The following is a 20,695-nucleotide window of genomic DNA, read 5'->3' as shown; positions in this document are numbered from 1 at the left end:
ATGGCCGAGAGTGAGGACGTGCGCACCCGCCTGCTCGCCGCACTACCGCAGCTCACCCCGACCGGGCGGCGGGTCGCCGGTGTCATCCGCGACGATCCTTCCGGTGTCGCGCAGTTGACCGTGAGCCAGCTCGCGGAGCGCGCGGGAGCCAGCACCTCGGCGGTCGTCCGGCTGGCCAAAACGCTCGGCTACGAGGGATATCCGCAGCTGCGGCTGGCACTGGCGGCGACAGGCACCGAGGACCGATCGCCGGTATTCGCCACCGATATCGCCGCCGACGACCCGCTGTCGAAGGTGCTGCACAAGCTCACCGCCTTCGAGACCGAGGGCATGCTGGCGACCGCCGAACTCGCCGATCCGGCGACCATGGCGGCGGTCGTCGACGCGCTGGTGCGCGCGCGGCGAGTGGAACTCGTCGGCGTCGGCGCCTCCGGGCTGGTCGCAAAGGATATGGAGCAGAAGCTCACCCGGATCGGAATGTGGTGTCGCGCCTGCACTTCCGAGGACGACGCGCTGGTGCAGTCCAGCCTGCTCATCGCCGGCGACGTGATCATCGCGTTCTCCCACTCCGGGCAGACCACCTCCGTCGTCGAAGCCGCGCGCCAGGCCGCCGCCGGGCGCGCGACCACGGTCGCGGTGACCGCGGGCGCCAGGTCGCCGCTGGCCCGGATTTCGGCGCACACGATCCTGGTCGCCGGGCGCGAGGACGGCTTCCGGTCGGCCGCGATGGCCAGCCGGATGAGTCAGCTGCTCATCGTCGACGCGCTGTATGTCGGTGTGCTGCAGCGCACCCCGTCGGCAGCGGCGGCGCTGCGCAGAACCTACGACGCGGTATCGGATCGCCGGACAGAACCCACAGAGTGACTATCCAGGAGGCTGCGTGAACGAGATCGGATCACTGAGCACGGAGACCGCGAACCCGCGCTCCGCCACCCTCGACTCCATGCCGATCGAGGAGCTGCTGCGCACCATGAACACCGAGGACGCGGCCGTGGCCGCGGCGGTGGCACAGGCGATTCCGCAGATCGCGCGCGCGGTCGAGCTGATCGTCGCGGCGCGCGGGCGCGGTGGCCGGTTGATCTATCTCGGCGCGGGCACCAGCGGCAGGCTCGGCGTGCTCGACGCCGTCGAATGCCCGCCGACCTTCGGCACCGCTCCCGGCGAGGTGATCGGTCTCATCGCGGGCGGCCCGGAAGCGTTGTGGCAGGCGGTGGAAGGCGTCGAGGACGATCCGGCGCGCGGCGCGCTCGACCTGACCGCGATCGAACTCACCGCGAACGATGTCGTCGTCGCCGTTGCCGCGAGCGGGCGGACACCGTACGCGATCGGCGCATTACAGCACGCACGCGCGAACGGCGCTGCGACCGTCGCGGTCTCGTGCAATCGCGGTGCCGAACTCAGCGCGCACGCCGACGTCGGTATCGAAATCGAGACGGGCCCCGAGGTTTTGACCGGATCCACCCGGCTCAAGGCGGGCACGGCGCAGAAGATGGTCTGCAACATGCTCTCCACCGCGACCATGGTCCGGTCCGGCAAGGTGTACGGCAACATGATGGTGGACGTGAACCCGTCCAACGCCAAACTCGTCGACCGGGCCAGGCGCATCGTCGCCGAGGCAACCGGGGTCGACTCGGCCACCGCCGCAGCACTTCTCGACGCCTCAGGCGGTCATGCGAAAACCGCGATCGTGATGCGCTTGGCCGGTGTCGACGCGGCGGCGGCGCGCAGGCTGCTCGACGGTGCGAACGGATTCGTCCGCACCGCCGTGCGCGGCTGAATCAGCAGGAAGGTACTGTTCGGCGGCGACGGAGCCCGTGCCGACCAGCAGTGCGGCGCCGGTGACGTACTCCAAGGACATACAGCATTCGGGATCATTCGGTGATCATCCGAACGGCAGGTGGATCCGAATCCTCGTACGTAGGAATCAATGTTTCGGAATGAGGCCATCCATGGGCACACATCAGCCCACCACTCCCGTTCGCCCCTTCACCCGCCGCGCGGCATCGTTCGTCGCCGCCGGAGCCATCCCCCTCTCCCTTGTCGTGATCGGCGTCAACCCCGCCGCGGCCGAGCAGCCATCGGGGCTACTCACCGCTTACGGGCTAGTCGTTCTCGATACTCCAGCGGCCGCCTCGCCTGCCGTGGCATCCGGCGCGGACAACGCTGACTTTGCTGTCGCCAATTACGCAGTGGCGCAGGCGTATAAGGTCGTCGCGGCTACTCCGATCACCGACTCGCGCCCCGCACCGGTCGCGCTTCCTGTGGTGCCGGACAACCGCATTCGGATCGGCGACGTCCAGATCGACCGGCCGGACTGGCTGGATCCGGAGCAGGGCAGGCAGATCAACGAGGCCGCCGCGAGCGCCGAAACCGCAATCGCCCAGGCCCTCAACTCGACCGGCATGGAACCGGCACGCTCCGACCGCATCGCCAGCGATGTCGTCGGTACCGCCGCGATCGGCGCGGCCGTCGGCGCCACCGTGGTCAGCCCGGTCGCCGCCACCGGCGCGGTCATCGGCGCCGTCGCGGGTCTTGTCGCGGGCCTGCCCTTCGCTCCGGCGGGCCTGTTCGTCATCACTCCGGTCGGCGCCGCACTGGGCTACGCGGCGATCGCCGTCCCCGCCGCGGTGGTCGGCGCGGCGGTAGGAGCAGCCGTCGGCGCCGTCGAGGGCTACCTCGCACCACCGATCATCACCGAAGAACAGCGGCCAACGCTGTAAACCCATCGCACAGACCAAGTGCCGGCCAATCCGGAACCCGGACGAACCGCACGAACGCGGAGGCCTCACCACGTCGACGGCCGCATCCCCGCACCGACCAGCGTTGCTCCACGCCCTTTGCGGCAACCCCCTGTGATGGGTGTGCAGTACGGACAAAGGGGGTGTGCACTCCGCTCGGGGTCGGATATGACCGACACGATGCGAGAACTGATACGGCGGCAGGGCCGGGCAACCCTCGGCTCTGCCGCCGGACAGCGACTACCCGCGTCTCGACAGCGGCGACGTCGACCGTAAGCGCTCCCGCGGCACCAGCAGCAACAGCAGCGCAAGCACCAGACCGCCGCCGACCAGATACAGCCCCCAGGTTCCCGACAACAGGTGCCGGTAGTCCGCCCGCAGTTGGTCGTCGAACCGCTGATCCAACCGCCACGCGAGTACGCCGAGGCCAGCAAGCCCAACGAGCACACCGAGCCAGCCGACCGAACGTGCCCCGAACAGCGCGGCCAGCAGCACCACCAAGGCCACCCCCAGCAGACCGATAGTCAGCGATGTGAAGAACGCGGCCGAATGGTCACCGACTTGCTCGAGCGAACTTCCGGACGCGAATCCATTCCTGAGATCGGCAAACCCGACGTCACGGGCGCCCACCGCGCCGACGAGCGGACCGAATGCGCCGACGCCGATCGCGATAGCACAGGCGAACAGCAATAGGTGTACGAAAGTGCGCATACTCCACGGTATTCCGCATTCCCCATGAGCGGTAGCGGTAATGCAATAGGCGCGTCATGTCGATCGACCGCATATCTCCCCGATCGCCGCTACCGCTGCGGCGATCAAATATGGCAATGAGCGCGCCGTTGAGCAGAGCCCTCCCTCATCGTTCAGGGGAACCTGATGCCACAGAACGCTCCGGCCCCGGCAGTCCACCTCCGGTGGCTACCGGACTGCTTTCCACTACCACCGGATCGACAGCAAAGCGACGCCCGCGAACCAGCCCAACCGTCACAACCGCAGCCAATAACCCAGCAGCACAACTGATCCCGAACGCCGACGCGAATCCGAACCGCTGAGCCAGCGTCCCGGCGATGGGCGCGGAGATCGCCTCCCCCAGAATGAGCCCGCTACCGAGCAGCCCCATCGCCTCACCCATTCGCTCCGCGGGCGCGACCCGCTCCCCCAAACTGAACAAGGTAATCAAATAGGGCGCCACCGCCACACCGATGCCCGCGATAACGACGGCCGCACCGGCAAACCCCTCGACCGCCAGTAGCGGCACGATCAACACCGCCTCCGCGACCACCGCGAGCGCCGCACGGACCGTCAGATCGCGCCGACTCGGGCGAGCCGTAACAACCAGGCCCGCAATCGAACTCGTCACCGCCATACCCGCCCAGATGAAACCGGCGATTCCCTGATCACCAAGATCTTTGGCCAGCGCATTGACCCCCGCATTCGCCGCACCCCAGATCCCACCCTGCAGCACAGTCAGCACGAACAACACCATCAGCCCCGACGACAGCAGCGGCACGCCCGCCGCACGCACCGCGCCGACCCCCTTCGGAGCCGAAGGATCAACCGCGAACAGCACACCGAACACCACCATGAGCACCGCGGCGAGGCCGAGCGCCCCCGCCGGATGGATGAGCACGCCGACCGCACCGGCCAACGCCGGGCCAGCGAAGAAGCTTGCCTCATCCATCGTGGTATCGAACGACATTGCCCGACTGATGATTTCGGCACCGCCATCGCGCCCTTTCGCCATCGCGACCCACCGTGTCCGCGAAAGCGGCCCCACCTGCGGAACCGTGACACCGACAGCGGCGGCGAAAACCGCCTGCCCCACAACCGGCGCGCCGCCGAGCACCGTACCGATCAGCCCCACGATCGCCGCCGCATTCAAGATCGACGCCACCAGCAGTACCGTGCGATGCCCCCTCCGATCCGCCAGCCGTCCGATCGTCTGCCCACCGATCGCCTGCCCCAGCCACAACACACCCGCGAGCACCCCGGCCCGCCCGATCCCCTCGAGATCGGTCACCAGAATCAACGTCCCCGTCGGACACAACGCCGCAGGCAGCCGGGCCAGAAACGAGATACCCAAGAGCCGCGCACTCGCCAGCCCGCGCGTCACGTCTCTCAAAGCTGCCCCTATCCGCTCAGGATTCCGATCCGACCGTGGTCCGGATCAAGCAGATGCCCGGGTCGGCCGACCAGTGGTAGCGGGCGAATGCCTGGTCAACAGCATCGCTCGCACAATCACATCCGCGCTATTGGTGGAAGCTACGACGGCGGCGTGGGCGAGGAACCCTGCCCTCGTCGAAAGCCTCTGGTTGTGAGGCCGCATCCAGTTGGTGCGAGCTGGCAGCCGACGAAGCTTGTCGGTGTAGGGGCGGATACTCGGAGTCTGGTCCTCGGCGGGGCAGAGGTGCGGTTTTCGGCGGGGTTGAAGGACGGATTATCGTGTTGCGTCCTGGACGGGGTTGCTTTGCCTCCCGCTGTCAGGTGCATCATCTCGGCTTCCAGCCCACTTACCCTCTCCTGGTATTTCCTTCTCTTGGGGTGATGTCCAGGGGCGGAAGGTGTTTGCTGCGCCGGTGGGTCCCGACGGGGCGAGTGAGTGCGTCGGCCACGGCCGTTTCCGGTGTGTCGCACCCTCATCCGCGCGTGCTCGGGCTCGGTTCGGCGTCGAGCGTAGTCCAATAGTGGCTCTCCCCGGCGTGGCGCACCGCAAGATGACTACCCTCTACGCCCGCACTCAGTACCGCGACCAGCCCCGCTGTGTCACATCGCCATCGGACTGCACTGGGGCACAATGCGATGTCGAGCGCAGCCAGATAGTGGCCCTTCCCAGCGTGCCGCACCGCAATGTGACTACCCTCGACCAGTCGCGGAGGTCGAGCGCAGTCAAATGGCCCCCTGCTACGGCGTGTCGTGCGGCCATTCGACCGCGCTCGACCAACTCCCCGTGCCCGGCGGCCGTATTCCGGCGAACCCTGCCGTGTCGCACCATCACCCGGATCAGGTCCGGGCCCGTCGTCGAGCGCAGTCAGATGGTGGCCCTTCCCGGCGTGTCGCCGGGCCATTCGACTGCGCTCGACAGCACCGGACACCCGTTGCCATATGCCACCCCAACTCCGGCGTGTCTCACCGCTTTTCGACACCGCACCGGATCTCTTTCGTCTTTTCGTCTTTTCGTCTTTTGATCTTTTCGATCTCTAGAACAGCACCACAGCCAGACGACCGGGCCGGAAGCCGAACACCCCCACCCAATTGCGGGAGGTAAGCCGGGAACGGCAGGCGACGCGCCCAGCAATGCTCCCGGTAAACCCTGTAGCCGCAGTGCATCACCGAAATTGTGAGCCGTGAGACGGGTAAGCCCCGCACCCCCACCGCAGCAAACTTGACCGACCCCAACCACCGAATACCCAAGAACCACAACCTATTACATGGACAAGCGACCATCGATACGGTCGCATTTGTCCGTTATTGTCTCGTGACAATCGAACACTGATTCGATAGAATAAACGTATGACACCAGCCGAAGCGACTGCCCCGCAACGGGTTACCACCCCGTTGCTGCATGGCGTCAACACGCTGCTGGACACCCCACTACTGCCATTAACCGACGACGAGATCATCGACACCGTCCACGATATCGAACACGCCCGACGGATCCTGGACGCCGCCGAACATCGAGTCCTGGTACAAGTCTGTGAACGCTCCATCCCGGACAAGACCGGCACGGGCACGCTACCGAAGTTTCTGATGCACACCCTGCGGATCTCCCACCGCGACGCCGCCCAGCGCAACACCGCGGTGACGGAATTGGGGACCTTCCACAATCTCCACGGCGACCAGCGAGAACCTCAACACCCCGAAACCGCGAACGCACTGGCCGAAGGCGCGATCTGTGCCGAGCACGCCCGCAAGATCTCCGAGATCCTCAAAAAAATCCCGCGCCACACCCTGGCCGAAAAATATGTCGCCGCCGAAACCGCCTTGGCCGACTACGCACGCACCGTGCACGTCGACGACATGAGCAAGGTCGGCGCGAAACTGTTGTCCTACCTCGATCTGGAAGGCCCCGCACCCGATCACCGGGAACGGCAACGCCGCCGCGGCCTGCACCTAGCCAAGCCAGGCGTGGACGAGATGGCCCGGCTCACCGGGGACCTCACCCCGGAACTGACCGCACTGCTGGAACCCGTACTCGCCAAATGGGCACGACCCGGCATGAACAACCCCGACGACCCCGACTCCCCACGCGGGGACTGCGAACACGTCGACCGCAAGGCGATGGTCGCTGCCGCGTCCAGGGATACCCGCACCACCGCGCAACGCAACCACGACGCGATATTGGCGTTGCTGCACCCCGAAACCAAGGTCGACCACTTGGGTACTCATCGTGGGCTGCCGGTCGAGTTGATCCTCACCATGGGCATCGACCAGTTGGAGGAAGCGGCCGGGGTCGCGACCACCGCCACCGGCGGCACCGTCCCCATCAGCGAAGCACTCGCACTCGCCGCGCATGCGAAACCATATCTGCTGATCTTCGACACCCACAGCCAGCCTTTACATTTCAGCCGCCGACGCCTGGCCTCACCCGACCAACGCCGCGTGCTGACCGCGACCCTGCGCGGCTGCTCCCGCCCGGGCTGTGACGCACCTGCGAGCATGTGCGCGGTGCATCATGTCACCGAATGGGCTCGCGGCGGACCAACAGGAATCGACAACCTCACCCTCGCCTGCGACGCCTGCCATGCGCTGGTCAACGACGGCCCGAACGGATGGAAAACCGTTGTCATGGACCGAACCTCGGACTACCCCGGCAGGGTCGGATGGATCGCACCCAAACACGTCGACCCTCATCAAAGACCACGAGTCAACCACCGCCACCACCCCGACGAACTAATCACCGAAGCCCGAGAAACCAGACGACGCGAAAACCAAACACCACCACACCCAACCGAATAGCGGCGTATCACCCGATCGCACCTCACCCCGACATAAGCCGGGCGACACGATGTCGCCCGGCCACACCCACAGCCGAACTCAACAAGGCAGACCCGAAATGCCCTGCCAAGCTACTCATCCCGACTCCCGACAGCCAATCCCCTTCAGCGACAACCCCACTGCCCCGCAACCCACCACCGGCTCGTCACGCTGCTACTGGCCAGCCACGAGACCCCCGCCCCGGCGCTGGCCTGGCCACTGCACGACACCCAGCCAGCCATCTCACCCACGGTGATGCAGCCCCCGTTCCTACCCCCGAGTTCCCTACCCAGCAGCGGCTAGCGTAGAAACCACTCCGCCGCAGCCGATGCCGCTGGCAGCGGGCCAATGTTGTCGAGGCAGAGCCCGTCCGGCGGCACGGTATCGATGCCCGCATCCGCAGCTCGGACGCCATCGTCCCCGTTGAGGCACATCGGGCTTAAACCGCCGCGGAGGGAGACTCCGTCGTAGTCGACGCGCAGCGTGTCGTGGATGCCGTTCTCGCCATCGACAAAGTCCAGCGAGGCGATCACCCACAGTGCGCCGTCCGCGTCGGCGTGATACCACTCGTCTATGTCGGCAACCTGTGCCCTCAACGCAGCGAAGAATCGCTCTTCGTCCAGCGTCGGATCCTGATCACGCACATCCCAATTATCTCCGGTGACCGAGGATTGGCGGTCGCCTGGCGGTTCTCGGCCTCAACCACCGTTCAACCATTGGTTTTTCAGCTTCGTATGGTTCTCCCACCATGCATCCCACGCGGCCTGGTCGGCGCCGATCGGCGGCAGGGTCTCACCCGGGAACAGTCCCTCACCGTTCGGTGCGCTGACAGTCGTCGAAGGCATGGGCGGTGGCATCTCGGGCGAGCTGTCCTGCGTGGATGAATCCGTGATCGGTGCGGGCTCAGAAGTAGTGGGCGATGTCGATTCCGACGCCGACTCGGTTGCCGCAGCCGGTGTTTCCGGTACCGACAGCGAGGGCGGAGCATCCGTGGACGTTGGCCCCGCCGACGCACTGGCCTCCCGCATGCCAGTGTCCATGCGCACGACGACAGCTCCGACCACGGCCACAACCACGGCCAAACCGAACACGAGCAGCGGGCCACGCGCCGTGTGCGAAGTATCCTCGGGGGCAGCGATATTCGTATCGTGATGCTCACTCGCCGCCACGACGGCGGCACCACGCAAGGCCGCCCCCGCGACGTGATGGATCGCGATCTGCGAGTTCGGTGGTCCAAGACGACGAATCGCAGCGACGACCGAATCATCAACGAGCACACCGCATACCAGCGCAGCATCGAGCTGGATGTCGTCCACGTTCGCTTTCCGCCACACGTGCGCGATCGCCTCCACTATGCCCGCAGTGGTAGCGGCGCCCGGACGCAGAGCATCGCCGACCAATGCCCGGTCACGCTCGGGCCCGACGACCACGAACGTCACCTGCTCCCCGGACAGCTCGAAGGCGGCCACCGTGGCGAAATCATCGAGCTCCCTGGCGTTCTGCACCGCAGCCAGCAGCGCCGACCGCACCGAGACCATCGATGACGAACACCACGGCCCCTCCGCCAGCTCAGCGACCATGGCCCGCCGCTGCTCCACGGTCCGGTACACGACCGCGACGTCCTCGATGTCCTCCACGACACCGGCCGCCAGATGGTCGAGCACCGACCCGAGCGCCGCCCCGTTGGCCACTAACTCGACGCGCCGAACCGTCTCCGCACCAAGTTCCGTGAACGAGACCAGCTCCGCATAAGCCACCTCGCGTTCCGATGAAATCCCGACCGTGACCCGCATCCTCAGCCTCTGCTCAAAACCGATATACCGCTATGTATTTCGGTACGCCCCCACCCGCTGATGGGTCCCCTTCAGAGTTTTCACCGTTTCACAAGGCAGAGACGTCGGCACCGGCCACGACGCATGACCGCGCGCAGCTACAGCTCTGGCCTATCCCGCGTGCCGTACAAGCCGAAGTCGTCGCCTGCGAGGTAGGCCTGATGCTGGGCATCGGCGCGCGCCACGATCTCGGCGCTCTTGGCCGCGATCTCCTGTGTTCGCCAGCGCAACAGCAAGAACCCGCACCCCGCGGCGATCACGGCAGCCAGAACCATGCCGCCTGCTGGGTTCTCCGGGTTGGCAGGATCTGGGCTGATGATCTGCATGATGCCGCCCGCAAATCCGAGTACGCCGAACACCAAACCTGACCACGCACTCCCTTTCGGGTGCTGCTTCACGAAATCGATCATCGCGTTACAAGCCATACTTCGAGGTGAGTGACGGCCCTGTCGGTCGAGGCGATCCGAGATCAGCCAGACCTGCACCATGCAGGTGATCAACCCCGGCGCGATGGCATCGATCGGGTTTCCGTCACCGACGGTGATGCGGAGACCGAACAGGCGACGCATTGAACTTCTGACGCAGGGACACCGAGGCCTCAACGGATGGCGCCCTCGGGCGCGATGACGGGCGCGACGATCAGTAGTTCGTTCTCGACCAGGTCCTACGGCGCAGTCCGGCCGCGAAGCCGTTCTTCAACTCGTATAGGTCATCGAGGTCGACCAGCCCGGCCGACTGGGCTACGCCCGAAATCCATAGCTGTATATGAGCTTTTCTGACGCAGAACGTCTATCCAAATCTGCATCTCAGCAGTTCAGAGGGGGTTTGTGGGGCGGGCGGGGCTCGAACCCGCGACCAATGGATTATGAGTCCACGGCTCTAACCGACTGAGCTACCGCCCCGGGCTGTGGCGGGGCCACAGCTTGGTGGATGCTACCGGGTCGGGGGGCGGGGGCACCAGTCGGACCCGGGGTAGTGGTTAGGGGTGGGTTGTCGGCGGGCTTGGAGGGCCGGTTGCCGTTAGGGTGGGATGGTCCTGTAACGGTACTGGAAGGTTGGCCATGTCCAGTGTGTTCACGAATGTGCTGAAGGTGCATCAGTGGGTGTACGAGAACAGTGGCGGCCTGGTGGGGCACCGGCTGCTGTTCGGGAATCCGACGTTGCTGCTGCGGACGGTGGGGCGTAAGAGCGGACAGCAGCGGACGTCGGCGCTGACCTATGCGCAGGACGGGAAGGATTATCTGGTGACCGCGTCGAACGGCGGGTCGCCGCGGCCGCCGGGGTGGCTGGCGAATGTGAAGGCCGAGCCGGAGGTCGAGATCCAGGTGGGCCGTCGGCGGGTGCCGGTGGTCGCGCGGGCCACGTATCCGGCGGACCCGGATTACGCGCGGCGGTTCGCGATCGCGGACAAGGTGAACAAGGGCCGCTACGCCCAGTACCAGACGTTGACCAAGCGGCCGATCGCGGTCGTGGTGCTGACGCCGATCGGCTGAGACTCAGTCGTCATCATCCCAGCTGTCGCCGTAACCGCCCCGGTCCCATCGCCTTTCGTCCCGGGGCGGTCTACTGGCGAAATGCACAACTGTGGCAACAAGAATCAGTATCCCGATGACCACGAGCACGATAATCACGCACGCACCCTAGCGCCGCGGATCCACGCACGCAGTACATCCTGAGACAGTTGTGAATGTTCCTGTGTCAGAGATGATCCGATGGTGATCAGACAGTGAGGACGGTGCGCCCGAATGCCGTTCGCGATTCGATCGCGGCATGCGCGCGGCCGGCCTGATCCAGCGGGAAGCTCTGGCCGATCACGACTTCGAGCCGACCGGCGACAGCTTCGTTCTGCGCCCGCTCGGCCAGCGCGTGCCAATCGGTGTCGCCCGCGGTGAGGTCCATCAGTCCGGTCACGGCGATTCCGCGCGCGGCGGCCGCCTCCTGGTCGAGCGCGGCGAATTCGCCTGCGGCGGCGCCGTATCCGATGAACCGGCCGCCATCGGCCACGGCACCGAGCGCGGCGGTGCCGAAGCCACCGCCCGCGCCGTCGAGTGCGACCTGCACGCCCGCATCGCCGGTGGCCGCACGCGCCTTCGCCGCCCAGTCCGCTTCGGAGTAGTCGAGAACGACCGAAGCGCCCAGTCGCGCCGCCAATTCCAGTTTGGCGCCGCCCCGGGCCGCGGCGATAACGTTCGCACCGGCGGCACGCGCGAGCTGAATCAACAAGGTGCCCAAGCCACCTCCCGCGGCGGTGATCAGCACCCACTCCCCCGGCCGGACGGCGGCACGGTCGAACACCGCGAGCGCGGTCTTGCCGTCGTGGGCGACCGCGACGGCCTGGCTGAGCGTCAGCCCATCCGGCACGGGGACAAGGGTTTCCGCCTTGGCGAGCGCCTGTTCGGCGTAGCCGCCGGTGGGCAGGCCGCCGCCGATACCGCTGGCCGCCGTCTGGCTGGATACCCGCTTGCCGACCCAGGACGGATCGACGTCGGCGCCCACCGCGGTGACCACGCCCGCGATGGCGCCGCCTGGCACGTAGGGCGGCCGCACATCGAAGAAGCTGGTGCCCCATCCGCTGCGCAGTTGGGTGTCGAGGAACATCACGTCGGCCGCGGCGACCTCGATGACCACCTCGCCCGGCCCGGCCACGGGTTCCGGCACCTCGCGCACGGTGAGCACCTCGGGTCCACCGAATTCCGTTGCGTACACAGCCCGCATGACATCCTCCATCGTTGCTCTTGCTCGAACAGCCACAAGCTTGGAACCTGAAGGAGTGTTGAGGTCAATGCGGCGGGCGCGATTACGCCGAGCGCTGAATTCTCAGGAGCTGCCGCCGCCGCAACTGCTGCTACTGCCACCGCCACAGCTACTGCTGCTGCTCCCGCCGCCACAGCTGCTGCTACTGCTCCCCGAATCGGAGCCGCTGGAGTAGCCGGTGCTGCCGTGGTCGTAGGACCCGCCGTGGTGGTGGCCGTGATGACCGGAATATCCACCGCTGCCCGGGTCGTAGCCGCCGCTGTATTCGCCACCGCTGCCGGGCACGTAGTTGCCGTTCTCATCGACGTATCCGCCGGAATCGCTCGATCCCGCCGCCCACGCCGAGCGCCGGTCGCGGCGCGGCTGATTACGCCCGGCCCGCACGATCACCAGCACGATCGCCACGATCGGCACGGCGATGGCGAATACCAGTCCGCCGAGAAAAAGCAGGCCGACGAGGATTTCCAGCATGACCGCACACTAACGCCCGGCACGGCCCGCGTATAGGGATCGACCCGCCGTACAGTGAATTGTGCCGCTATTCAGCCTCCGCAAATTCCGACAGCGCGGAATCGATCTCGACACCGTCACCGCGACCGTCGGCGCACTGGAACTCCCCGAACCGGTCTTCAAGACCTGCCCGTGGCAACCGCGCGACCTGGTGGAGACCGGGCTGCGGCAGTGGCTGCGCTGCTGTGGCGCCGCGATGCGCGACGACCAGGTGATCGGCATGCCGTCGCACGCGGTCGACGAGGCTTGGCACGGGCTGATCCTGTGCACCGAGCGGTACGCCCGATTCTGCGCGACCGCCTACGGCCGATTCCTGCATCACTTCCCGGATGGCGCAGCGCCGCAGGGCAATTCGCACGGGTCCATGGGTGAGCAGCTGAGCCGCACCGTGGTCGCCTGGTCGATGGTCGCCGAGCCGGGCGAGCGGTGCGTGCTGTGGGATCTGGACCGCATGGTCGGCGTCGACACCCCGTGGGGTATCGGCGCCGACCATGTCGCGGCCGTCGAAGCCGAACTACAACGGCTTACGTGAGCTTCACCCGAGCCGCGAAGAACCGGCCGACCGCGGGCGCGAGCCTGCTGAAGTGGTACTGCAACCTGGCCTCCGGGGTGACCGGGACGATGCTGCGGTCGCGCTCCACCGCGCGCACGATCTGCGCGGCCACCTTCTCCGGACCGTAGCTGCGCTTGCGGTACAGGTTGTCGTAGCGCTCCTGCTTGCGCTTCTCCTCGGCCGCGCTGACACCCGAGAATCGAGTGTTGGCAACGATATTGGTGTGCACGATGCCGGGGCAGATGGTGTGCACGGAGATGCCGCGCCCCGCGATTTCGGCGCGCAGGCAGTCGGAGAACATGAACACCGCCGACTTGGAGGTGGAGTAGGCGCTGAATCCGCGCTGCGGGCTGTAGGCCGCCATGCTGGACAGGTTGACGATATGCCCGCCGAGCCCACGCTCGGCCATGGCGGCGCCGAAGGTGCGGCAGCCGTTCACCACGCCACCGAGGTTGATCCGCATGACGCGGTCGAATTCCGCGGCGGGCGTATCGAAGAAGTCGCCCGCCTGGCCGATGCCCGCGTTGTTGATGAGGATGTCCGGCACACCGTGCGCGGCGAGGACGGCCTCGGCATGCGCGGTCACCTCCTCCTCGTTCGCCACGTCCAGCGAATACGCGTGCGCCACTCCGCCTTCGGCGGCGATCAGTTCGACGGTCTCCTTGGCAGCGACCAGATTGAGATCGGAGAGCACGATTTCGGCGCCACGGCGCGCGAAGGCGAGCGCGGTCTCGCGCCCGATGCCGCTGCCGCCGCCGGTGATCACCACCAGCTGATCCTCGAACGCCCCTCTGCTGCGGCCGGTTTCGGCGCGCCGCAGCCCGCGCGGCGCGGGCGCGCCGTTGACGGTGTCGATGAGCTCGGTGGCCGCGGTGGCCAGCAACTCGGGGTGGGAGAACGGCATCCAGTGCCCGGCCGGCACATCGCGGCGCCACAGCCGCGCGGTCCACTTGCCCTCGTCGTCGTAGCCGGCGGGCCGGACCGCGACGTCACGACCGGCCACGATCAGCTGCACCGGCACCTCGGTGTGGCGCTCGCGCGGCGACAGGATGCGCTGCACGATATTCGCCCGATAGATGAGCAGCCCGTCGACCATGTCCTGCCGGAAGGTCGGGCCGAGTTTCACATTCGACGGCGCGGTGTCGTTCATGAGCGCGACGGCGCGCTGCCATATCGGCTCGGTGCCGACCAGCCCGAAGGTGGCGCGCGGCAGACCGGGTGTCATGAAGAAGAACGTGTAGGCCGAGGACAACAGCTGAGTGAACGGCTGCCAGACGTTGCGCGGGGTCGGCCGGGAAAGCCGGTCGCGCATCCATTTCGCGACGTGGTCGAGGTTCGGCCCCGACACCGAGGTGAACGATGCGACCCGCGCGGCGGCCTGCGGCTCACAGACCGCCTCCCACACCTGCACCGACCCCCAGTCGTGCGCGAGCACGTGCACCGGGCGGTCGGGGCGCACCGCGTCGATCACGGCGTAGAAGTCTTTCGCCAGCTCGTCGAGCCGGAAGTCGCGGGTGCGGCGGGTCCTCGTGGATTCACCGTGTCCGCGTGTGTCGTAGGCGACGACGTGGAAGCGCCCGGCCAGCAGCGGAATCACCGAATCCCACAGATGATGTGTATCCGGCCAGCCGTGCACCAGCACCACGGTCTCCGCGCCCGGATCGCCGTATTCGTAGACGGCGATATCGAAATCGCCGCTGCGCACGGTGCGTTCGGCCGCCGGGATGGCGTTGTCGGTCGTCGTCATCGACATGGCTCCTCAGTTGTCATAGGTCGAGCACCAAACGTCCACCCGCCGAACGGGATACGCACACGAGCAGCTCCCCTGCGGCGTGCTCGTCGGCGGTCAGCACGGTTTCGCGATGGTCCGGTTCACCGGCGAGTACCCGGACCTTGCAGGTCCGGCAGAAGCCTTGACGGCACGAGTACGGCCGGTCCGGCAGGCTCTCCAGGATCGTCGCCAGCGCCGACTTGTCGGCGGGCACCTCGACAACCGCACCGGTGGAGGCGAATTCGATCTCGAACGCGACGCCGTTCACCACCGGCGGCGGCGAGAACCGCTCGGAATGCAGCTCGACGCCGCGCATTTCGCGAATGGCGTCGGTAATGGCCGTGGTCATCGGGACCGGCCCGCAGCAGTACACGGCGGTCTCGGCGGTGACGCCGGGCAACAGCGCGGCCGCGTCGGGCAGGCCGTGTTCGTCGTCGGTGCGCACGGTGACCCGGCCGCCGAAGCTCTCGACCTCGTCGAGGAACGGGATGGTGTCGCGGCTGCGGCCGGTGTACACCATCGTCCATTCGATGCCGAGCCGGTGCGCCAGTCGCATCATCGGCAGGATCGGCGTGATCCCGATGCCGCCGGCGACGAAATGCAAACGGGCGGCCGGTGATCCGTGACCGGGCACGGCGAACGGGAAGGCGTTGCGCGGGCCGCGCACCACCACCTTCGTGCCGACCGGCAATGCGTCGTGCACCTCGATCGATCCGCCGCCGCCGTCCGGGATGCGGCGCACCGCGATCCGGTAGGCGCGGGTGTCGGCGGGATCGCCGCACAGCGAGTACTGGCGCAGTTTGCCCGACGGCAGTTCGATATCCAGGTGCGCGCCGGGCCGCCAGGGCGGCAGTTCCCTGCCGTCCGGCGCTTCCAGGCGCAGGCTCACCACGTCCTGGTCGTGCGCCTCGACGCGGCGTTCGCGCACCACCACCGTCAGCCTGCGGTCGTCGACGCGCGGTGCGAGGTCTTTGCGGTTGATCAGCGTGGTCCAGCGCAGCCGCGCCGTCGCGAGCGCGTCGAGCGCACGGACCGCCCGATCCTTGGCGCGCTTACCGAACAGATCCGCCGGGATATCCTGCGGAACAGTTCTCATGAAGCCACCGCGCGCGCCGCGGGCGACTGCGCCAGGTAGGCCACCGCCTGCGCGGTCGAGCCGACCGATTCCGGGTTGTAGCCGGGCTTGAAGGTGGTCAGCGCGCTCCACAGCAGCGAGGGCACACCGGGCAGCGCACCGCGCCACATCGAGCCGAAGACCCGCTTGATCAGCCGCGGATAGCCGAGGTCGGGCAGCGAAGGATCCTGGTGCACCATGAATTTGGTGCCGCGCAGCACCAGCGTGATGAAGATGGGGAACACCAGCGTCATCACGGCGGCGCGGCGCACATAGCCCGCGCCGAAGTAGACGGCCACATCGTGGGCGACGTGCCGGTGCTCGACCTCCTCGGCGCCGTGCCAGCGGAACAGGTCGGCGACCCGGGGATCGGCGCCGAACTTCTCCAGATCGGCATTGAGCACCCAGTCGCCGAGGTAGGCGAAGAAGTGCTCGAGGCAGGCGATGAAGGTGAGTCGCTCCACCATCTCTTGGCGCTGTGTGGCGTCCTCGACTCCCTTGGGCCCGAGGGTCTTCCGGAACAGGTACTCGGCCTGGCGCACGTACGGCTCCGGATCGATGCCGTGCACGGCGAGCACCTCGTGCAGCACCTTGTCGTGCGTCTCCGCGTGCATGGATTCCTGGCCGATGAAGCCGAGCATCGCCTCGCGCAGCTTCTCGTCCTTCACATACGGCAGCGCCTCGGAGTACGCGGCGCAGAACATGCGCTCGCCCTCGGGCAGCAGGAGATTCAAGGCGTTGATCAGATGGGACGCGATCGGCTCGGCCGACATCCAGTGCAGCGGTGTGTCGGTCCAATCGAATTGCACGTTGCGGGCGTTCAACGCCACCTCACCGGGATCGACCTCCGGTCGGGGCTGCGCCCTGCGAAGTAGCTTCATCGATACTCCTCACTTCTCACCGGCCGCGCCGCTGCCCCGGCGGACCACGATCGCGACGTTGCGTACCTTCCTGCATGGCCGTAGCAATGATCATACACATATATGAAACCTCTGGTAACACACATGCGTGCATCGTCGAGTCGCGCTGGCATATTCGCACCATAGCAACGGACTTGAACGCCGTTCAAGTCATCCAGGCGAACGCCCATTCGGAATACAGCCGCCGATGCCAGGGGGGTTGACAACGGGCCGCGCCACTGTGACCCACACCCCTGCGAACGGCCGGAGAAATAGAACACGTTCTAGTAGTCTTCGGCTATGGAACGATTAACCGGATTGGACGCCAGCTTCCTCTATCTCGAGACCGGTACTCAGCACCTGCACGTATGCGCTCTGCTGATCCTGGATCCCGCCGAAGGGGACTATTCATTCGACACATTCAAGGCAGAACTCGGCAGACGGCTACCGCTGGTACCGCAGATGCGGCGGCGGATCCACGAGGTGCCGTTCAACCTCGATCATCCGGTCTGGGTGGAGGATTCGAATTTCGACCTGGACTACCACATTCGGCGCATCGGACTGCCGAGTCCCGGCGGACGCGAACAGCTGGCCGCGCTCGTCGGCGATATCGCGAGCAGGCCGATGGATCGGGACCGGCCGCTGTGGCAGATGTCGGTGGTGGAGGATTTCGACGACGGAAAGGTCGCGGTGATCTGCAAATACCATCACGCCGCCGTCGACGGCATCACCGGAACCAACATGATGATGCACCTGTGCGACCTGGAACCCGGTGCCAGACAGGACACCTCGGCCCCCGAATGGCAACCGGAACCCCAACCCAACGACCTACGGCTCACCGCCGAGGCGCTGCTCCGGTTCCCGGCCAAGGCGGGCATGGTCGGCATGGTGCCCAAAACCGTTGGCATGCTGGCCGGTTTCGCGCAGCGGCGCCGGAACAACAAAAAGGGCATGGCCTTACCGCTGACGGCGCCGCGCACGCCGTTCAACATGGCCATCACCCCGCACCGCGCGGTGGCGTTCACCGAGACGAATCTCGATGCCATCAAGGAGATCAAGGCGGCATTCGGGGTGAAGGTCAACGACGTGGTGCTGACCATCGTCGCCGGCGTGCTGCGCAGCTATCTGGAAAAGCACGACGAGCTGCCCGACCGTTCGCTGATCGCCTCCGTTCCGGTCTCCACGCACGAATCCACCAGGCACACGGCGGGTATCAACAAGGTGTCCACGCTGTTCGCCACGCTCGGCACCGATATCGCCGACCCGGTGGAGCGGCTTCAGCAGGTCGCGGAGGCCAACCGGGGCGCCAAGGCGGAGCACGACCTGATCGGCGCCGACTTCCTCCAGGACTGGTCGAAGTACGCGCCGCCCAACACCTTTCAGCTGGCGGCGCGGGTGTACTCGTCGCTGAAACTGGCCGAGCACCATCCGGTGGTACACAACCTCGTCGTCTCGAATGTGCCCGGCCCACCGATGCCGTTGTATTTCCTCGGCGTCCGGGTGGACGCGATGTATCCGTTCGGGCCGGTCTTCCACGGCGCCGGGCTGACGGTCACCGTGCTGTCCAACAACGGTGATCTGGACTTCGGTTTCATCGCATGTAAGGAGCTCGTCCCCGACGTGGCACAACTCGCCGACGCGGTGCCGGAGGTGGTCGACGAATTGGTCGCCGCGGCACGCGCACTGGGCTGAGATACCGCCCCGAGCCGGCCGCCCTGTTCGCCATCGGCGTCGAACAGGGTCACTGCCCGACCGCCGAATCAGACTTCCCGACGGCCGAATCAGGCTGCCGCGCCAAGACATCCGCGCAGGCGCCGCGCAGGACCGCAGCGAATCGGTCCGCCGCCGTCACACATCCCGCATGCCCCGCCTTGAGCAGGTGGATGCTCGCGCCCGGAATCATGGTGGCCATCTCCAGCTGCCGATACACCGGAATGGCCCGGTCTTTGGTCGTGATGACCACCGCGGTCGGCGCGGTCAACGTCGCCAGCCACTCGGTCGCGTCGAAGCGGCCGATCTCGGCGATCGCCTGGGCCAGCGCCCATCCGCTGGTACTGCGCAGTTCGGTCAGCGCCCACTGATCCAGACGCCCTGGCGCCCACGTGTGCTCCGGCAGCTCGGGTAACCGCCATGCCCGCTCCTCCGCACGCCGGAACGAATAGGGGCCGAGCGCGTCGGCCAGCGCGCCGAAGCTCAGATGGAAGGCGCGCTCGCGCCACTTCTCCTGGAAGCGGTAGGGCGTGGCACACAGCACCAGCCCGCGCACCCGCTCCGGATGCCGGTGCGCGGCAAGCAGTCCGACGATGCCGCCCATGGAATAGCCGACACAGGTGGCACTTTCGACGCCGAGTTCGTCGGCGACCGCGATGACGTCGTCGGCGAGATCGGTCAACCGGAATCGCTCGGAGCGAATGCCGTGGCCGTGCCAGCGCTGATCGAACAGGATCACCCGGTAGTTCTTCGTCAGCGCGCCGAGCACCGGGAACCAGTTGAGCATGGCGGTACATGCCGTGCCATGCAACAGGATCAGGGTCGGGGCGCCCGCGGGGCCCGGGATGTCGGCGACGTAGGTGCGACCGCGGCCTGGTAGATCGATGACCCTGCCGCCGGGCACCTCGGTGATGTCGGGCATGCCGCTGCGCCTGCCGAAGCGCCGCAGCATGGCCTCGCTTCCGTTCCGGTTCGCCATCGTCAGCCTCCTGCAGCGCCACCCGCCGGACAAGAAATTAGAACGCGTTCTAGACGATGCTACCCGTTCGCAGTAGGTTGACGGAGATTCTGTTACGAGACTGTGGAGGTCGCGATGGGGCGGTTGACCGGCAAGGTGGCACTGATCAGCGGTGCGGCGCGGGGCATGGGCGCCGCGCACGCGCGCGCGATGGTGTCCGAGGGCGCCAAGGTGGTGCTCGGCGATGTGCTCGACGACGACGGCGCGGCCGTCGCCGAGGAATTGGGTGACGAGGCCGCCTACGTTCACCTCGACGTGCGCGAACCGCAGCAGTGGACCGACGCGGTCACCGAGGCGGTGCGGCGCTTCGACAGGCTCGACGTGCTGGTGAACAACGCGGGCATCGTCAACGGCAATCTGCTGGTCGCGTTCGAGCTGGCCGAGTGGCAGCGGATCATCGACATCAACCTCACCGGCACCTTCCTCGGCATGCAGGCCGCCACCCGCGCCATGATCGAGGCGGGCAACGGCGGCTCGATCATCAACATCTCCTCGGTCGAGGGCATGCGCGGCAGCCCGGGCCTGCACGGCTACACCGCGACCAAATTCGCGGTGCGCGGCCTCACCAAATCCGGTGCACTCGAGCTGGCGCAGTACGGAATTCGGGTCAACTCGGTCCACCCCGGGCTCATCCGCACCCCGATGACCGAGGCCATTCCCGCGGACTTCCTGCAGATCCCGCTGGCCCGCGCCGCCGACCCGGTCGAGGTCTCGGCGCTGATCACCTACCTCGCCAGCGACGAATCCTCCTACTCCACCGGCGCCGAATTCGTCATCGACGGCGGCCTCACCGTCGGCGTGCCGCACAAGACATTCTCCTGA

19 protein-coding genes and 1 tRNA gene are annotated in these 20,695 nt (G+C 66.8%); 8 read left to right on the top strand and 12 right to left on the bottom strand.

All coding sequences use genetic code 11. The annotated features are described in order from the left end of the window. The 3 genes from ACIG5A_RS12740 (at position 1) to ACIG5A_RS12730 (ending at position 2,720) form a co-directional block, all read left to right on the top strand. Positions 1 to 864 carry a MurR/RpiR family transcriptional regulator gene (locus tag ACIG5A_RS12740; RefSeq protein ID WP_397240309.1) on the top strand — a complete coding sequence of 288 codons (864 nt, stop codon included), beginning with the start codon at positions 1 to 3 and terminating at the stop codon, positions 862 to 864. 16 nt (positions 865 to 880) lie between these two features. Further along, entirely contained in the window at positions 881 to 1,777 is an 897-nt protein-coding gene (gene murQ, locus ACIG5A_RS12735) for an N-acetylmuramic acid 6-phosphate etherase (protein WP_397240308.1), read from the top strand. Between the two features lie 172 nt (positions 1,778 to 1,949). Continuing rightward, positions 1,950 to 2,720 carry a hypothetical protein gene (locus tag ACIG5A_RS12730; RefSeq protein WP_397240307.1) on the top strand — a complete coding sequence of 257 codons (771 nt, stop codon included), beginning with the start codon at positions 1,950 to 1,952 and terminating at the stop codon, positions 2,718 to 2,720. A gap of 258 nt (positions 2,721 to 2,978) precedes the next feature. Here the strand turns inward: ACIG5A_RS12730 and ACIG5A_RS12725 are convergent, their stop codons facing one another. Then, the gene (locus ACIG5A_RS12725) at positions 2,979 to 3,449 is read right to left on the bottom strand and encodes a hypothetical protein (protein ID WP_397240306.1); all 471 of its coding nucleotides are present in this window, start codon (positions 3,447 to 3,449) and stop codon (positions 2,979 to 2,981) included. Between the two features lie 145 nt (positions 3,450 to 3,594). After that, entirely contained in the window at positions 3,595 to 4,851 is a 1,257-nt protein-coding gene (locus ACIG5A_RS12720; RefSeq protein WP_397240305.1) for an MFS transporter, read from the bottom strand. 1,397 nt (positions 4,852 to 6,248) lie between these two features. On the opposite strand from ACIG5A_RS12720, the gene ACIG5A_RS12715 reads away from it, so the two are divergent. Continuing rightward, positions 6,249 to 7,694: a DUF222 domain-containing protein gene (locus ACIG5A_RS12715; RefSeq protein ID WP_397240304.1), complete on the top strand. Its 1,446-nt coding sequence runs from the start codon at positions 6,249 to 6,251 to the stop codon at positions 7,692 to 7,694. 317 nt (positions 7,695 to 8,011) lie between these two features. Here ACIG5A_RS12715 and ACIG5A_RS12710 read toward each other — a convergent pair whose 3' ends face one another. From ACIG5A_RS12710 to ACIG5A_RS12695, 4 genes are all read right to left on the bottom strand, one after another. Then, a complete protein-coding gene (locus ACIG5A_RS12710; RefSeq protein ID WP_397240303.1) occupies positions 8,012 to 8,356 on the bottom strand; it encodes a hypothetical protein in 345 nt (114 codons plus the stop codon). 54 nt (positions 8,357 to 8,410) lie between these two features. Then, the gene (locus ACIG5A_RS12705) at positions 8,411 to 9,505 is read right to left on the bottom strand and encodes a hypothetical protein (protein WP_397240302.1); all 1,095 of its coding nucleotides are present in this window, start codon (positions 9,503 to 9,505) and stop codon (positions 8,411 to 8,413) included. Between the two features lie 137 nt (positions 9,506 to 9,642). Next, positions 9,643 to 10,113 (bottom strand): hypothetical protein, encoded by a 471-nt coding sequence (locus ACIG5A_RS12700; RefSeq protein WP_397240301.1) that lies wholly within the window; start codon positions 10,111 to 10,113, stop codon positions 9,643 to 9,645. A gap of 259 nt (positions 10,114 to 10,372) precedes the next feature. Then, a tRNA-Ile gene (locus tag ACIG5A_RS12695) sits at positions 10,373 to 10,446 on the bottom strand. A gap of 159 nt (positions 10,447 to 10,605) precedes the next feature. On the opposite strand from ACIG5A_RS12695, the gene ACIG5A_RS12690 reads away from it, so the two are divergent. Next, complete coding sequence (locus ACIG5A_RS12690) at positions 10,606 to 11,037, top strand: nitroreductase family deazaflavin-dependent oxidoreductase (protein ID WP_397240300.1); 432 nt, start codon at positions 10,606 to 10,608, stop codon at positions 11,035 to 11,037. Between the two features lie 226 nt (positions 11,038 to 11,263). On the opposite strand, the gene ACIG5A_RS12685 is transcribed toward ACIG5A_RS12690, so the two are convergent. Beyond that, the gene (locus tag ACIG5A_RS12685; RefSeq protein ID WP_397240299.1) at positions 11,264 to 12,259 is read right to left on the bottom strand and encodes a zinc-binding dehydrogenase; all 996 of its coding nucleotides are present in this window, start codon (positions 12,257 to 12,259) and stop codon (positions 11,264 to 11,266) included. A 102-nt stretch (positions 12,260 to 12,361) separates the two neighbouring features. Continuing rightward, positions 12,362 to 12,769, bottom strand: a complete 408-nt coding sequence (locus ACIG5A_RS12680; RefSeq protein WP_397240298.1) for a hypothetical protein — start codon at positions 12,767 to 12,769, stop codon at positions 12,362 to 12,364. A gap of 61 nt (positions 12,770 to 12,830) precedes the next feature. Between ACIG5A_RS12680 and ACIG5A_RS12675 the strand changes: the two genes are divergently transcribed. Continuing rightward, positions 12,831 to 13,340, top strand: a complete 510-nt coding sequence (locus tag ACIG5A_RS12675; RefSeq protein WP_397240297.1) for a hypothetical protein — start codon at positions 12,831 to 12,833, stop codon at positions 13,338 to 13,340. Here the strand turns inward: ACIG5A_RS12675 and ACIG5A_RS12670 are convergent. Genes ACIG5A_RS12670 through ACIG5A_RS12660 form a run of 3 tightly spaced genes read right to left on the bottom strand, consistent with a single transcriptional unit; the run spans position 13,333 to position 17,127 of the window. Continuing rightward, complete coding sequence (locus tag ACIG5A_RS12670) at positions 13,333 to 15,114, bottom strand: SDR family oxidoreductase (RefSeq protein ID WP_397240296.1); 1,782 nt, start codon at positions 15,112 to 15,114, stop codon at positions 13,333 to 13,335. The two genes, ACIG5A_RS12675 and ACIG5A_RS12670, sit on opposite strands and share 8 nt — an antisense overlap. Before the next feature lie 13 nt (positions 15,115 to 15,127). Further along, the gene (locus tag ACIG5A_RS12665) at positions 15,128 to 16,228 is read right to left on the bottom strand and encodes a PDR/VanB family oxidoreductase (protein WP_397240295.1); all 1,101 of its coding nucleotides are present in this window, start codon (positions 16,226 to 16,228) and stop codon (positions 15,128 to 15,130) included. Then, entirely contained in the window at positions 16,225 to 17,127 is a 903-nt protein-coding gene (locus ACIG5A_RS12660) for a metal-dependent hydrolase (protein WP_397240294.1), read from the bottom strand. Before ACIG5A_RS12660 ends, ACIG5A_RS12665 begins: the two co-directional genes overlap by 4 nt. 318 nt (positions 17,128 to 17,445) lie before the next feature. Between ACIG5A_RS12660 and ACIG5A_RS12655 the strand changes: the two genes are divergently transcribed. Continuing rightward, the gene (locus ACIG5A_RS12655; RefSeq protein ID WP_397240293.1) at positions 17,446 to 18,837 is read left to right on the top strand and encodes a wax ester/triacylglycerol synthase family O-acyltransferase; all 1,392 of its coding nucleotides are present in this window, start codon (positions 17,446 to 17,448) and stop codon (positions 18,835 to 18,837) included. Positions 18,838 to 18,886: 49 nt separating this feature from the next. Here ACIG5A_RS12655 and ACIG5A_RS12650 read toward each other — a convergent pair whose 3' ends face one another. After that, the gene (locus ACIG5A_RS12650) at positions 18,887 to 19,834 is read right to left on the bottom strand and encodes an alpha/beta fold hydrolase (protein WP_397240292.1); all 948 of its coding nucleotides are present in this window, start codon (positions 19,832 to 19,834) and stop codon (positions 18,887 to 18,889) included. A gap of 114 nt (positions 19,835 to 19,948) precedes the next feature. Between ACIG5A_RS12650 and ACIG5A_RS12645 the strand changes: the two genes are divergently transcribed. Continuing rightward, complete coding sequence (locus ACIG5A_RS12645; protein ID WP_397240291.1) at positions 19,949 to 20,695, top strand: glucose 1-dehydrogenase; 747 nt, start codon at positions 19,949 to 19,951, stop codon at positions 20,693 to 20,695.

This window comes from Nocardia sp. NPDC052566 (genome assembly GCF_044547285.1).
Lineage (GTDB): Bacteria > Actinomycetota > Actinomycetes > Mycobacteriales > Mycobacteriaceae > Nocardia.
This window is presented reverse-complemented; position numbering and strand designations above follow the sequence as displayed.

Bases quoted from the DNA above. Each gene is read 5' to 3' on its own strand.
- ACIG5A_RS12740 (WP_397240309.1), top strand. From the start codon at position 1: ATGGCCGAGAGTGAGGACGTGCGCACCCGCCTGCTCGCCGCACTACCG.
- ACIG5A_RS12730 (WP_397240307.1), top strand. From the start codon at position 1,950: ATGGGCACACATCAGCCCACCACTCCCGTTCGCCCCTTCACCCGCCGC.
- ACIG5A_RS12725 (WP_397240306.1), bottom strand. From the start codon at position 3,449: ATGCGCACTTTCGTACACCTATTGCTGTTCGCCTGTGCTATCGCGATC.
- ACIG5A_RS12715 (WP_397240304.1), top strand. From the start codon at position 6,249: ATGACACCAGCCGAAGCGACTGCCCCGCAACGGGTTACCACCCCGTTG.
- ACIG5A_RS12705 (WP_397240302.1), bottom strand. From the start codon at position 9,505: ATGCGGGTCACGGTCGGGATTTCATCGGAACGCGAGGTGGCTTATGCG.
- ACIG5A_RS12700 (WP_397240301.1), bottom strand. From the start codon at position 10,113: ATGCGTCGCCTGTTCGGTCTCCGCATCACCGTCGGTGACGGAAACCCG.
- ACIG5A_RS12690 (WP_397240300.1), top strand. From the start codon at position 10,606: ATGTCCAGTGTGTTCACGAATGTGCTGAAGGTGCATCAGTGGGTGTAC.
- ACIG5A_RS12685 (WP_397240299.1), bottom strand. From the start codon at position 12,259: ATGCGGGCTGTGTACGCAACGGAATTCGGTGGACCCGAGGTGCTCACC.
- ACIG5A_RS12680 (WP_397240298.1), bottom strand. From the start codon at position 12,769: ATGCTGGAAATCCTCGTCGGCCTGCTTTTTCTCGGCGGACTGGTATTC.
- ACIG5A_RS12670 (WP_397240296.1), bottom strand. From the start codon at position 15,114: ATGTCGATGACGACGACCGACAACGCCATCCCGGCGGCCGAACGCACC.
- ACIG5A_RS12665 (WP_397240295.1), bottom strand. From the start codon at position 16,228: ATGAGAACTGTTCCGCAGGATATCCCGGCGGATCTGTTCGGTAAGCGC.
- ACIG5A_RS12660 (WP_397240294.1), bottom strand. From the start codon at position 17,127: ATGAAGCTACTTCGCAGGGCGCAGCCCCGACCGGAGGTCGATCCCGGT.
- ACIG5A_RS12655 (WP_397240293.1), top strand. From the start codon at position 17,446: ATGGAACGATTAACCGGATTGGACGCCAGCTTCCTCTATCTCGAGACC.
- ACIG5A_RS12650 (WP_397240292.1), bottom strand. From the start codon at position 19,834: ATGGCGAACCGGAACGGAAGCGAGGCCATGCTGCGGCGCTTCGGCAGG.
- ACIG5A_RS12645 (WP_397240291.1), top strand. From the start codon at position 19,949: ATGGGGCGGTTGACCGGCAAGGTGGCACTGATCAGCGGTGCGGCGCGG.